At 35.5% G+C, this 13,671-nt stretch carries 12 protein-coding genes and 2 tRNA genes; 2 read left to right on the plus strand and 12 right to left on the minus strand.

The window, feature by feature from the left end; genetic code table 11:
* The 7 genes from MV589_RS07575 to MV589_RS07605 form a co-directional block, all read right to left on the minus strand.
* Positions 1 to 1,241, minus strand: a 1,241-nt coding sequence (locus tag MV589_RS07575; RefSeq protein ID WP_297433518.1) for a VWA domain-containing protein, incomplete at its 3' end; no start/stop codon positions are given.
* Positions 1,238 to 2,170: a vWA domain-containing protein gene (locus tag MV589_RS07580; protein ID WP_297433520.1), complete on the minus strand. Its 933-nt coding sequence runs from the start codon at positions 2,168 to 2,170 to the stop codon at positions 1,238 to 1,240. The genes MV589_RS07580 and MV589_RS07575, both read right to left, overlap by 4 nt.
* The gene (locus MV589_RS07585) at positions 2,163 to 2,570 is read right to left on the minus strand and encodes a hypothetical protein (protein WP_297433522.1); all 408 of its coding nucleotides are present in this window, start codon (positions 2,568 to 2,570) and stop codon (positions 2,163 to 2,165) included. Before MV589_RS07585 ends, MV589_RS07580 begins: the two co-directional genes overlap by 8 nt.
* Entirely contained in the window at positions 2,571 to 3,401 is an 831-nt protein-coding gene (locus MV589_RS07590; RefSeq protein ID WP_297433524.1) for a DUF58 domain-containing protein, read from the minus strand.
* Positions 3,402 to 3,411: 10 nt separating this feature from the next.
* Complete coding sequence (locus MV589_RS07595; RefSeq protein WP_297433526.1) at positions 3,412 to 4,359, minus strand: AAA family ATPase; 948 nt, start codon at positions 4,357 to 4,359, stop codon at positions 3,412 to 3,414.
* Between the two features lie 66 nt (positions 4,360 to 4,425).
* Positions 4,426 to 5,430 carry an LPP20 family lipoprotein gene (locus MV589_RS07600; RefSeq protein WP_297433528.1) on the minus strand — a complete coding sequence of 335 codons (1,005 nt, stop codon included), beginning with the start codon at positions 5,428 to 5,430 and terminating at the stop codon, positions 4,426 to 4,428.
* Positions 5,427 to 6,431 carry a CsgG/HfaB family protein gene (locus MV589_RS07605; protein ID WP_297433530.1) on the minus strand — a complete coding sequence of 335 codons (1,005 nt, stop codon included), beginning with the start codon at positions 6,429 to 6,431 and terminating at the stop codon, positions 5,427 to 5,429. The genes MV589_RS07600 and MV589_RS07605 overlap by 4 nt, the downstream gene beginning before the upstream one ends.
* A 156-nt stretch (positions 6,432 to 6,587) precedes the next feature.
* On the opposite strand from MV589_RS07605, the gene MV589_RS07610 reads away from it, so the two are divergent.
* Together MV589_RS07610 and MV589_RS07615 are read left to right on the plus strand one after the other, a co-directional pair.
* A tRNA-Lys gene (locus MV589_RS07610) sits at positions 6,588 to 6,663 on the plus strand.
* A 24-nt stretch (positions 6,664 to 6,687) separates the two neighbouring features.
* Positions 6,688 to 6,762 (plus strand) — tRNA-Glu (locus MV589_RS07615).
* A gap of 173 nt (positions 6,763 to 6,935) precedes the next feature.
* Here MV589_RS07615 and MV589_RS07620 read toward each other — a convergent pair.
* Genes MV589_RS07620 through MV589_RS07640 form a run of 5 tightly spaced genes read right to left on the minus strand, consistent with a single transcriptional unit; the run spans position 6,936 to position 13,516 of the window.
* Entirely contained in the window at positions 6,936 to 7,754 is an 819-nt protein-coding gene (locus MV589_RS07620) for a M23 family metallopeptidase (RefSeq protein ID WP_297433532.1), read from the minus strand.
* Positions 7,751 to 9,064: an HlyD family type I secretion periplasmic adaptor subunit gene (locus MV589_RS07625; RefSeq protein WP_297433534.1), complete on the minus strand. Its 1,314-nt coding sequence runs from the start codon at positions 9,062 to 9,064 to the stop codon at positions 7,751 to 7,753. The genes MV589_RS07620 and MV589_RS07625 overlap by 4 nt, the downstream gene beginning before the upstream one ends.
* 2 nt (positions 9,065 to 9,066) lie before the next feature.
* Entirely contained in the window at positions 9,067 to 11,166 is a 2,100-nt protein-coding gene (locus tag MV589_RS07630; protein ID WP_297433537.1) for a peptidase domain-containing ABC transporter, read from the minus strand.
* Complete coding sequence (locus tag MV589_RS07635; RefSeq protein WP_297433539.1) at positions 11,151 to 12,455, minus strand: TolC family protein; 1,305 nt, start codon at positions 12,453 to 12,455, stop codon at positions 11,151 to 11,153. Before MV589_RS07635 ends, MV589_RS07630 begins: the two co-directional genes overlap by 16 nt.
* A complete protein-coding gene (locus MV589_RS07640; protein WP_297433541.1) occupies positions 12,455 to 13,516 on the minus strand; it encodes a hypothetical protein in 1,062 nt (353 codons plus the stop codon). The genes MV589_RS07635 and MV589_RS07640 overlap by 1 nt, the downstream gene beginning before the upstream one ends.
* Positions 13,517 to 13,671 lie beyond the last annotated feature (155 nt).

A 13,671-nucleotide genomic window follows, 5' to 3' on the forward strand; every position in this document is an offset into this window, starting at 1 on the left:
GCACGAGATGATTTATTTGAAAAAGTGGCTTTCTCATAATTTTTTAAAGCCTCTTTATATTTTCCCTGCTTGTATAGAGAATTTCCAGCATTGTAGTACCCTTCGTCATTTTTTGCACTTTTTGCGTAAGCATCATAGTATTTTGCACTTTTAGCAAAATCTTTATGCTCATATGCCTGCTTTGCCTCTTTTAAATCCATAAAATCAAGCACACCTGCGTTTGAATTTGAAGGATGTAGTAAAAATAGAGCTAACATAAACGCAGCAGGAATCTCTACTTTTACTCTTTTACTTATAGAAGATGTTGCAATTAGTAAAAGCAGTAAAGCCAATCCTAAAGGATAATAAAAGAGTTGTATATACTTCTCAATCTCTTGAGATTTTCGCTCTTTTTTCTTCACACTACTCTCTATCTCTTTAAGCATTGCTTTTACATCCTTATCTGAATTGACATTGGTAATATAGACACCACCTGTTTTTATTGCTAGATTAGCAATATTTTCATTAAGTTTAGAGATGATAATTTTGCCATTTTGTTTAATAAATGCACCATTTTTCATCTTTATTGGCGCACCCTGCTTTGTTCCCATTCCAAGAACAAAAACTACTATTCCTTTCTTTTTTGCATAAGCAATCTCTTTGGAATAATCATGGCTATCACCACCATCACTTAAAAGCAGTATGTATTTTTTAGCATCATTTTTTATACTTTTGTTCACCACCTGCAGCATTGACATTAGGTTTGTACCCTGCTCTGTTATGGATGTTGTATCAAGTTTTGAGAGTAAAAACCTTACAGCATCATGGTCAAAACTAAGCGGTGAAACAAGATAAGAGTTTTTTGCAAACGCAATAACTCCGATTCTCTCATTTGGTGCTAAACGTAGTAATTCTAAAGCTTTTTGTTTTGCTAGTTTTAGACGGTTTGGATAGACATCAGTCGCTAACATTGAGTCAGAAATATCTAAAGCTATCATAATATCTGCACTTTTTTCTTGTACTTCTACTTTTCCATCTTTAATAACAGGAGAAGCCAGTGCAACTATGATTAAAATCGATATAAGAAAAAAGAGTATATTTCTAACTTTAAGTGGCAGACTATTGGATGAAACTCGTAATTTACTTATAACCTCAGCTGAAAAAAAGTTTGCTTCTGGCTCTTTTTGTGTAAGTAAAAGTCCAAACAGTATAAAAATAATCGGCAACATATAGTATAAAAATTCTGGATGTAAAAATGTCATCTCTGTGCTCCTCTTCTGTTTCTCAAATAGACATACAACAAGAGTGATATAAGCCCAATAAAGAGTGGATAAAAATAAAAATAGTGCAGATATGAAAATGTTTCATTTTTTATTTCTACTTTTTCAAGCTTGTTTATTTTTTTATATATCTCTTGTAGTTGTGTTGCGTTTGATGCACCAAAAGCAACGCCATCCGTCTCTTTTGCTATTTTCATAAGCACTGCACGGTTGTATCCATTTGGCGCACCTATTCCAATAGGGTAAACTTTAACACCCTCTTTCTTTGCCATATCTATGGCTACATCAAGAGGAATTTTATCTACTCCAGCAGTAGAATAGCCATCTGTAAGTAAAATCGCTACTTTTGATTTTGATTTACTCATTTTTAGTAAATTCACACCCTGTGCCAAGGCTTCATATAGAGCCGTATATTGCCCTGCCATTCCTACTTGTAGCTGAGAAACTATACGTGAGAGTATATTTCTATCGTAAGTTAATGGAGATGCAACAAAAGAGTATGCTCCAAAAACAACTAAGCCTAAATTATCATTTTTTCGTTTTTTTATAAAATCTTTTACTACTGATTTAACCACATCAAATTTACTTGCTGCCAAATTTGAAGGATCAAAACCCCTCTCATTCATAGAACCAGACGAATCTAAAATCAACGCTATTTCATGCCCATGTTTAGGTTTAAGCTGATATGGTTCATCTTTTACAGGAGACATCAATGCGAGTATTAGCATCACAATAGCAGTCCATTTTAGTAAAAAGAGTAGCTTTGACGCGGATGCTGTATTTTGCATAAATGTTGCAGTATGTGGAAAATATATAGATGGCATCTTCATTTTACAAAAAATAGCACATGCTACAAACAAAAAGATGAGTAAAAACAGTATAGGGAATTCAAAATAAATTCCATTAAACATCTATCATTCCTTCAAACAGTTCAATATAGTGAATAGTATCTCCATCAAAATCTTTTACATCTTTTTTATATTTATATTGTTCAAGGTGCTCAAGCATATTTTCATACGCTCTTTTATGACGTTCACTATCATCTTTAAAAGTTTCGCCATAGTGCGTAATCTCATACGCTGCTTTTTTAGGATTTTTATAATTTACTTTTTTCAATAATCTATAATGTTCTGCTCTAATATTAAATTTTTTTCTATTTCTAATCCATCGATATGCTAAATAGAGAACGCCAAGAAGTAAAACTATTACTACTGTAACTATTGCCAAAAAGTAGTAAAAAGAGTAGTCTTGTATCTCTAAAAGCGGCTTTATATCGTGAAGAGGTATTGCTGTGTGTTGCATATTTTGCATCTATCTTCCCTCAAATAATCTTCTTAAACCCACGCTTACATTTTCATCTGTATAAATCTTACTAAATCGTATTTGATGTTTTCTAAATGTTGCATAGAGTTCTCTGTCATGTATTAACACTTTTTTTGCATAATCTTTTACCGTTTGTGCGTTAAAATCACCTTCAAGCACACTCCCTGATTCAGGGTCAACTAAAGAGCTAAACCCCATCTCAGGAGGATGTTCTTCAAGTCTATCTCTTACAATAACAGCAACAACTTCATGTTTTCTTGCCAGCAGTTTAAAATCAGGTACTTCAAAAAAATCACCAACTATAATGATGAGTGACTTGCGTTTAAGCCTTTTAAAAAGTGTATTTGCCATAGCTTTATAATCTGCTTTATGGTTAAGCGGCTCAAATTCCAATATTTCTTGCACATTTTTATGCACTTGATGGAGCTTTTTACTCGGTTTTAGATGCGAATACATCTGCTCAGCAAAAATATATGAGCTAAGCAAATCGCCATTTTTAATAGTAGAAAAACTAAGCAGTGCGTTAACCTCAGCAATAACATCTTGCTTAAAACGCTTTGAACCAAAGTAAACACTTCCATTTAACATAGAAGCGACAACCACATTCAACTCACGCTCTTCACGAAATATTTTAATATATGGCTTTTTTAACTTTGCAGTAATATTCCAATCAATATGACGAATATCATCGCCAGGCATATACTCACGAAGTTCTATAAAGTCGTAGCCCTCACCCTGAAAAATAGAAGGATTATTCCCTACCATCTCACTAAAAACTTGACGACGGGCTCGAACAAGTATTTTTTGTAATTTGCTCAATTTTGCAACCTTACGGGATTGATACGGTTTCAATCACTTTTTGAATGATACTGTCTGCTGTAATTCCCTCAGCTTCTGCCTCATATGTTAGTACAAGACGGTGGCGCATAAGTTCTTTTACAATATAAGCAACATCTACAGGTGTTACAAAATCTTTTCCACGCATAAATGCCATAGCTTTTACTGCTTTAAACATATCTATACTTACACGAGGAGAAGCTCCAAATTGAATGTACTCTTTTACTTCATCAAGTCCGTACTGCTCTGGATGTCTTGTTGCATTAACAAGCTCTATCATATACTCTTCGACTTCGGCATCAACATGAATCTCTCTTACAGCCTTTTTTAACTCTTCAAGTTGGGCTGCGTTTAGCACTGCGTTTATAGTCTCAAACTTACCACTAGATATGCGTCTTGCAATCTCAAGCTCTTCTTCTTTTGTATTGTAACCTACGACAAGCTTTAACATAAAACGGTCAAGCTGTGCTTCTGGGAGTTGGTAGACACCCTCTTGTTCTACTGGATTTTGCGTAGCCATAACAAAAAATGGAAGGTCTATTTTAAATGTTGTATCGCCAATTGTCACCTGCTTTTCCTGCATTACTTCAAGCAATGCTGATTGCACTTTTGCTGGTGCACGGTTAATCTCATCTGCAAGTAAAAGATTTGTAAAAATAGGACCTTTTTTGATTTTAAACTGATTTGTTTGAGGATCATAAATCTCTGCACCCAAAATATCTGATGGCAAAAGATCGGGTGTAAATTGTGCACGTTTAAAGTGTAAACCAAGTGCTTTTGAAAGAGCATTTACTGTTGTTGTTTTTGCAAGCCCAGGGACACCCTCAATGAGAATATGCCCTTCACACAATAGTGCAATAAGCAAATAATCAACCATTTTTTCCTGACCAACAACAACCTTTGCTACTTCTTTTTTAACTTCTTTAATTTTATTAATCATATTTTATTTACCTCTCTTTTTATACTTATTAATTATATTGTAAGTATATTCTTTGGAAGTAAACAGTTAATAAATATTTAAGTTTAATATTTTAAAGATCCCCTCTTTTTCTATCTCTGCATTTAATTTTTTTACGAGATCTTGTAGTGCTACACTATAACCTTGTGAAGATTGACCATCAATATGTATGAGATTTGTGGCTATCACTCTATTTTTATAATCTTTTGTAGTAAAACTTATCTCCATTCTAGCAATGCTAAAACCGTATGCCCTAACTTTTACTATTTTTGCGTTTAGAAATACAGAAAAATGATAAGCATCCCTCCTCTTACTAATTTGAAACTTCTGCTTTGTTATTCCAGATGTAAGAGCTGGAATAAAGCGTTGTGAGGATGGTTCTGCGTTTACAAAAAATGTAATTTTATTTAAAAGTAAATTGTACTCTTGCTGTAAATGATTGCGTTTACTCACATAACTTGTAGTATCAAAACTCTTATTTAAAACCTTCATCACGGAGAGTCTGTTTTGCATATCTTTCAGAGACTCAAGAGAGTTATGGTAAAAAGCTAATTGCCTAAGCGGATTTTCATTTTTCACAGCCTTCTCTTGGGAGTAAATAAGCATAAACTGCTGATCAAGAGCATCTTTAAGCCCTCTAAAAAGAGATTTTTTATTTGCTCCTATCAAAACTGCAAAACGCTTAAACCCCATTTGCTCTGCATTTAAAAGTTCATAGTTTGTAATGCGTATTTTCTTTACTTCACTCTGAGTTTGATTGATGTAAGTAGCATCAGAACTATTTACACGCCCCTCTTTCACAACTGTTTTAGCATTAAATGTTGAAGAGATGGAGACACTTAAAGTTGAAGCTAAAAGTGAGAGAGCATTATTTATAGCCTCTTTTTTGCTCCTACCCTCACCCACTGCATAGAGTTCACTACCACTCGAGCGAGGAGGATTTTCATACCAACTTGGTAAACTTTTTTGCGCTATTTCTACTCTTTTTGCACTACTGCAAGCTGTAAAACCCACTCCAAGCAACACTACCAATATAATCCATACAATTCTCATCTATTTAACTGCTCCATCGTTTTCTTGCGTTTTGCTATTAAAGAGTTTATTCGCAACACTGCCGCACTAATTTCATCCACAGGTTCTATCATCAAGTTATCTGCATCACCATAGTACTCTTTTGCCTCTTTGTACTTACCCTGTGCTTCTTTTATAACGCCCAAATCGTAAAAAGGCACATAACTTTTAGAACCTGTCGAGTCTATTAAACGCATAAGCAGTTTCTCAGCCTTATCATAGCGTCCTTGTTCTATATACTTCAGTGCATTTTTCAACAAACGCTCCTGCATATCAGTATAATCCAAATCGGGATCATCCAAAAGCGCTACATTAAGATGCCTATAGTGTGGAGTCAATTTATAGGTAAAATCATCTGCTATTCTCTCAGCTAAATCTTGTGCTGCCATACTTTTAGAGGGCAAAGCACGAGAATCATCAGCACAATGTTTAAAACTCTCCTCTTTTGATAAATTTTGCGCGTAAATAATGTCACCTTTAGCAATATCAACCACGCGTAATTCAGCGGAGAGTCCAACAACTCTTTTCATACAACGCACAGGATAAGTCACAAGACTTTTACACTTACTATCAGCGCAGCGTACCCGCTCCTCGTAAAAGTAAGTGTCCTGTTTTGTAGCAGGAGAGACATTTCCAGATATAATTGCCTCAGCACCAATAAGCTGACCAATTTTTACAATGTTTTTATCATTAACAAGACCACTATTTTGTAATTTTTGTTCTGCTATTATTTTATTCAAGTCATTTCTGCTTACCACTGTAAAAAAATTCTTACCGTCTATTTGAAAACTTGAGAGTTTTGCCTCTATTTTTCTTGAGAGTCCTACTCTGTCATGTGCAAAATTACTTACAGCAATTTTTTTTACTGTTGCCATTCTATCTATCTGAGCAGGTTCAAGTACTTCAAACCCAACCTTTTGTGCACAGCCACTAAATAAGAGCAGTGTAAACGCAGTCACTAAAAAAATATTATCTCTTTTCATCACACTCCCTAAATTATGCGTCAATTGTAGTTAAAAAGCTTTTAATCAGTTATTAATTAGAAGATTTATAAGGAATTTTACAATTCATATACTTTTTTCTTGACATATGAATTATTTTTGCCTATAATTTCGACCTCTTAACAATAAGAGGCAAATGTCCTGTTAGCTCAGCTGGTAGAGCACGTCACTTTTAATGATGTGGCCGATGGTTCGAATCCATCACAGGACACCATTTTTTTAAAATATCTTACAATGTGGCCCCATCGTCTAGCGGTTAGGATCCATGGTTTTCATCCATGTTACAGGAGTTCAATTCTCCTTGGGGTCACCACACTTATAACCTATGATAAACACTTTCACGAAAGTTTCAAAAATTTATTATAAATCAACACTTTTCTGTCCTATTCCCTTTCTATTTTCAATAGCCAATTCTAAAATTAAGTGCAATTTCACCTCATTTTTAACTAGTTAATTTTCTACTTATTTCACTAAAAAATATTTCTTTTATTGGACTGCCCAATAATTTTTCCCTTTCACAGGATTCATAACAATCCCATTTGTACTTCTAAATTTAACAGCAATAGACACTCTTCCTTTTCCGTCTTTTGCCTTATAGACAATAAAGTGCAAATGAGGGCCTCTTGCAAACCCTGTCTTTCCACTGTAACCTATGAGTTGTCCTCTTTTGACATGCTCACCCACTTTAACGAGTACACCGTTCTTCTTTAGATGAGCATAGGTTGCAAGTGTTTTATCACTATGTTCGATTGTTATGAAATTTGCATCTTTCTCATAAGCTCTACTAGCTCCGCCTCTGTTTGAATCTGATTTAGTTTGTACAACTATTCCCCCTCTAGCAGCATAGACACCAGTTCCCTCTTTCATATTAAAATCAACTGCATATCTGCTTTGCCCATAGTGACTGAACTTGCCGTTGTATCCTTGTGATACCATTTGTTTGGTTCCTAGCTTGTAAGGGAGTCTGTAGATATAGCTGTTATCATGCTTGGCATCCTTAGAGCCTATTGTCCAGTCGTAATGTGCTTTATATTGAAAATTGTTTTTTAAGATCTTCAGTTGCAGCACCTCTTTTTTACTATGTTTTTTTAGTACAAACAAAAAAGGGAGCTTTTTATTTGCTTTGAGATTAATAAACGAGGCTCTGTATGCTACCGTCACATCAAACGGATTTTTATTGACAGCCGTAACTATGACGCTGTTTTCAGCTTTTCTGGCCTTTACACTTACACCGTTATCTATAGCAAACACTACTGAATGCAATACTGCTATGAGCAGTAAAAATTTAAAAAACTTTTGTATCATCTTACACTCATCCCTTCATCAAGATATTTAATAAGCGGATAGAGAAAAAAGTTGATAACACGTCTTTGTCCCACTTTTAGTTCAGCTGTTACACTCATGCCCGAGGAAAGATACGCTCTTTTTCCTTTGACAATTAAATAATTCTTTTTAGGTTTAAGATAAACATCATATACCAAACCAAGCTTTTTATCTTCTATGGAATCATTAGAGACATGAGAGACAATGGCATCTATAAGTCCATATTTTTGAAAATCAAAGGTGTCAATCTTCAATTCAGCCATCATCCCCTCTTTTATAAAACCGATATCTTTATTTAAAACAGTGGCTTTTATGATGAGTGGGGCATTTTTTGGAACTATGAGTATCAGTTTCTCCGCCGGTGTCACAACCCCGCCGATAGTGTGCACCATCAGTTTGGAGACATACCCATCTACAGGGGAGCTGATAGACTGTTTTGCTTTTTGAAATTTTATGGACTCTATCTTCACTTTTAAAAGTGTTGCTTCTTTACGTTTCTTGGTAAGCTCCTCTAAGAGTTTATTCTGGTAATCCTGAGTAGTGAGCAATTCTTGCTGTTTGAGCTCATTTAATTTCTCTTGAAGTTGTACAATATCATGCTTTTTCATGTGGATATGCTCTTCATACTCAATAGCCTGTTTATGCACATCATCATACTTATTTTTTGCAATGATATCAATCACTTCTAAGAGCTCTTTCTCTTTTTTTTGTATATTATCGCTGTGCTGCTGCAGTCTGTTCACATCTACTTTTGCAGACTCTATCTGCTGATCTACCTGGAGACGTTTCTGTTTAATAAGAGATAGCTGCTGCTCATGCCCTTTTTTGGTTGTGGTATAGATGAGCTCCTGTGTTGCGAGCAGATCTTTATCCACTCCTGACTTATCCACGTGAAAAGCAGTATTTTGTATAAGAGCCATAATGCGTTCTATCTCTAACTCCAAGAGTTCCAGGTTTTTTACTTTTGAATCGAGGTTTGTCTCTGTCACGGAAGGATCTATCTCTACTAACAGCTGTCCTTTATGGACAAATTCTCCCTCTTTTACAAGCAGTTTAGAAATAACTCCCGTCTCAATCGGCTGGAGTGTTTTTATTTCACCGGTAGGAATCACTTTACCTCTTGCACTAACAACAATATCTACTTTTGCCAAGTACAACCACAATACTCCAAAGAATATGATTGCCATAATAATCCAAAGCAGGGACCTGCCAAGAGGATTGAGCGGTTTATCTTCGATCTCTACAAGAAGCGGTTTAAACTCATGTCTGTCTTTGGTATGAAATAATCCCATGCTTAATCCTGTTGTGTGTAGAGCTTATAGTAATAGCCCTTCATCTTTATAAGTTCATCATGCGTTCCACGCTCCACAATCTTTCCTTTGTCAAGCACTAAGATCACATCACAGTTTTTTACGGTTGTGAGTCTATGTGCTACTATAAACATCGTCTTACCATCTTTGATCTTATTCATATTATTCTGAATAATCTTCTCAGACTCATAATCAAGGGCACTTGTTGCCTCATCAAATATCAGTATCCTTGGGTTGATAATGAGTGCTCTAGCAATCGCTATGCGTTGTCTCTGTCCACCTGAGAGTGAAGCGCCGCGTTCTCCTACCTGTGTATCATATCCCTCGGGAAGTTCAGAGATAAACTCATGTGCACCCGCAACTTGTGCAGCATTAATAATATGTTCAATCGGCGCATCGGGGCGTGAAAGGGAAATATTATCTTTTATGCTGCCACTAAAGAGATAGTTTTCCTGTAAAACAACACCGATGTTGTTGCGTAACCATTTAGGATTCATATGACGAATATCTACACCATCAATATATATTGTGCCTTCATTAGGGACATAAAGCCTTTGAATAAGCTTTGTAATTGTACTTTTCCCACTACCGCTTCGTCCAACCAAACCTATACTCTGTCCTGCTCCAACTTCTGCAGTAATGCCATTAATCACACTCTGCTTATCAGGAGTATAAGAGAAACTAATATTATCAAACACAACACTTCCCTCAATCTTAGGGAGGGTAATCGCTCTATCATTTTTCTGCTCTGTAGGTGTATTTAAGATATCTCCTAGTCTATCAACTGAGAGTAAAGTTTGTTGAAACTCATTCCAGAGATTGACAAGACGTAATACTGGTCCGCTGAACTGATTGGCAAACATCTGAAAGGCTATAAGCTGTCCGACACTCATTTTTCCACTCAGCACAAGTGTGACACCCATATATAGAATAGAGATGGTCATGAGCTTTTGCAACATTCCTGAAAGTCCGCCTAAAATATTGGAGAGATTATTTAGATCAAAACTTGCGTTGACATATTTAGCAAGATAATCTTCCCACTTCTTCTGCATTGAACCCTCAAGAGCAAGTGATTTTACCGTTTGCACTCCCGTAACAGATTCTACTAAATATGCATTGGATTGTGCTCCCATCTGAAACTTCTCTTCAAGCCGTTTTCTGAGCTGTGGAGTGATAAAAAAATAGATTAAACCAATAACAGTTACAAAGGCAACGACTACCATCGTAAGCTTTACACTGTAAAGAAGCATAACTGCCACAAAAATTCCCGAGAAGAGCACATCGAGTATAACACTTATAGATTTATTGGCAATAAACTCTCGAATCGTATCTAGCTCTCTTACACGAGCAATAATATTACCCACTTTTCTATTTTCAAAGTATGAAATAGGCAGTGCTAACAAATGATAAAAGAGTTTGGCTCCAAGCTTGGCATCTATCTTTGAGGTTGTATGGATAAAAATATAATTACGCACCAGTTTAAGTAAAAAGTCAAACACGGCTACGGCAATAAAAGCAATAGCAAGCACATCTAAAGTAGTCATCGATCTATGTACCAGTACCTTATCTAAAATCACCTGTGTAAAAAGTGGTGTGACTAGTCCAAAGAGCTGCATAATAAGAGAAGCCATCAGAACTTCACCTATAATCTTTTTATAGTTAAGCATCTGCGAGTAAAACCATCCAAATCCAAATTTTATCTGATGTGAGAGCAACTTGTGTTTCAGTACGATAACTTTACCACTGCTTTGCTCTTCATACTCCTTGAAGCCGAGTACATAAGGCTCTTTGTGTGTAATATCAAAGACCAGCAACTCCTGCTTCTCCTCATTAACCTGAATGACACTCATATAGGTCGTATCTTTTTTTTGGACAATAATAGGCAATGGATAGTTTGCGACTAGCTTCTCAATAGGAAGCTTCTTTATACTGCTGCGAAAACCTTGATGTTTAGCTATTCTTGCCAATTCTTCAATAGATGGCTCTTCATCACCAAGTGCATACTCTTTTATTATACCTCTTGTATCTATAGGTATGCGGTTAAGCTTAGCAGCAATTTCTAAGGCAATTAGTGCTGAGTGCATTGTTTCTCTCCTCTGTTAGCGATCTCTAAAGAGATTACTGTTGATGCTCTATCTATTTTTCGTTTTTCTAAATTCAAGGTACGCTCTAAAAGTTCATACCGGGCATTGAACTCTGCAAGCAGATCTACTGTTTGGTGTATGCGAAGTCGTTTGATCATTGCAAGCTTATTTTTATTTTCATCTAAGAGTTTTTCATCTTTATTCTCTAACACGGAGAGTTCACTTATCTGTGCTATTTTACTCTTGTTCTCATAGGTAAAACTGTGTTTGGCATCATTAAACTGCTGTTGTAGTTTTTGCAATTCTAAGGACAAACGTTTAGACTGTGAATTGTCTTTAAAGCCGTTAAAAAGATTAAAGCGTATCGAAAAGCCTATATTCCAACTCTTTTGTCTCATATGCCTTATTGGATAATCATACTCTTTTGGGTTAGAGGCATAAAAATAGTAGTTACCATACATAGTAAGTAAAGGCAGTTGTTTACGTATCTGCAGACTTATCTGTGCTTTTTTTGCTTCAATCTGGTTTTTGAGCATACGCGCTTGAGCCGTTGTTTCAAACGAAGAGACAAAAGTAATAATATTATTATCAATTACTATAGAAACCAATCTATCCTGTACATCTAAAGGCATATAACTTAGCTCAGAGAGTTTAATGATATCTTGCTTATACTGCATAAGAGCGTTTTCTATATCGCGTTCCAGAGAGATGATATTGATCGCTTCATCCCCAAGATCGACCTTTGAGTACTGCCCTGCTCTGTAAAGTCTCTCTTTTGCCCGGTAAAGTTCTTTTCTTACTGAGAGCATCTCTTTTTTATATTTCTCATCTTTTTGAAGTTTGAGTGCATCTGTATATTTTTCCAGAATCTGCTCATACAACCGTTGTTCTTGGAGGCACTGCTCTTTTATTTTTGCTTTTGTGGAGAGTTTTGCTGCAAGAACTTCTTTATTTGTAGCTCCAAAATTATAGAGATTATAGTTCATTTGTAGTGCAGCTGAACTTTGGTAGCGAGTTCCGTTAGATATAGTAATACCACCTACCGACTCGCTTCCTAGAGGTATCCCATCCAAAGATTCCGTATACTCCGTATTATAGACAACATTAAAAGTAGGATAGTATCCAGACTCTGCACTCTCTATACCACTTGCCTCTATAGAGGCCTCAAGCTGTTTCATCTTTAAGCTCAAAGCATTCTTGGAGGCGTGCTTGAAGATATATTCAAGGCTTACTTCTTTCGCAAAAAGAGTGCTGCTTAAAAAGAGAAATATTACTAAACTTTTTTTCATTAAAATCCTAACCCATTGGCAGAAATATGACTACTGTTATATAACTCTTCACAAAGATTACAATCCCAACACTCAAATTTACAATTTTTAATAAACTTATTCCATTTTATAAATTTCTTTTCATCATAATTTTGAGATTGAAGGTACTCATTAAATGCTTGAAAAGTAATCTCTTCATTTTCAGCATATCGAGTAACTATTTGCATAGATTGTTGCATCAATTGAAAATCATTTCTCCCATGCAATTTTAATATCTGAATATACTCTAACAACTCATCAATATCTTTTTTAAAAATTGGTATATTAGCATTTTGAAGATTATACCAAGGTATTTGATTCTGCCACGAAGGACATGTCGCTGCTCCTATGGCAGTATTAAAATAAGGTACCGTACACTCTCTTGAGGAGGAACAGTTATAGTGATAGTGTTCATCCATAGCAGGACAGAGTCCTTTACACCACTCATTTGCCAAAATCACCATCGGAACATCATACTTATCGTACGCCTTTTTTAACCGTATTAAATTATCTCTGTCTCTGAGGTTATATCTATCAATGTTTATTATATCAAATCCTACCTTTGCATAATCAACATATTCTTGAGGTTTAGAGATTTTTCGTAAAATAGTATTTTTAATTGTCATTTCTGGAAATTCTTTTTTCAGTCTGCCGTGCAACATCCAGCTGTAGTGCGGAATCGTTATAGAACGAAGCCCCCGATTATAAAGAGGTTGTAAATTTTTTATGAAAAGATCCAGATTGGTAGATGATGGGTCCACTAGCGTATTGTTAAAGGTTGCAGATACTTTAATACCAAACTTTTTTTGTATTTGTATCATTGCATCAAAAATCCTTTGATTCTGGGCATCAATTCCTTCATGCGAGTGTTGTGCCATATTGGCACCACCCATGGCATCGTTTAAAAACGGTTCCATATTGTATGTAAAGTATATGTCATAGAGGTAGTCATGATACTTCTGTAAAAATACGACGAACTCTTTGTAAAAGAACTCTCTGTCCATTTGCGTGTAAAAAGGCAAAGAAAAAACTCTTTTACTCATGCCAAGCACTCGATACGATATTCATAAAATCAGGGTTGTTTTGAATGTCATTGTTGCTGATATGATCCATTCCTTTTTCAACTCCATAGGCATTTATCTGTTGAATAATGAAATTGATATCATCATTTGTGACATACAGACCGTTATTTAGTTCT

Source organism: Sulfurimonas sp. (assembly GCF_026991475.1).
GTDB lineage: Bacteria > Campylobacterota > Campylobacteria > Campylobacterales > Sulfurimonadaceae > Sulfurimonas.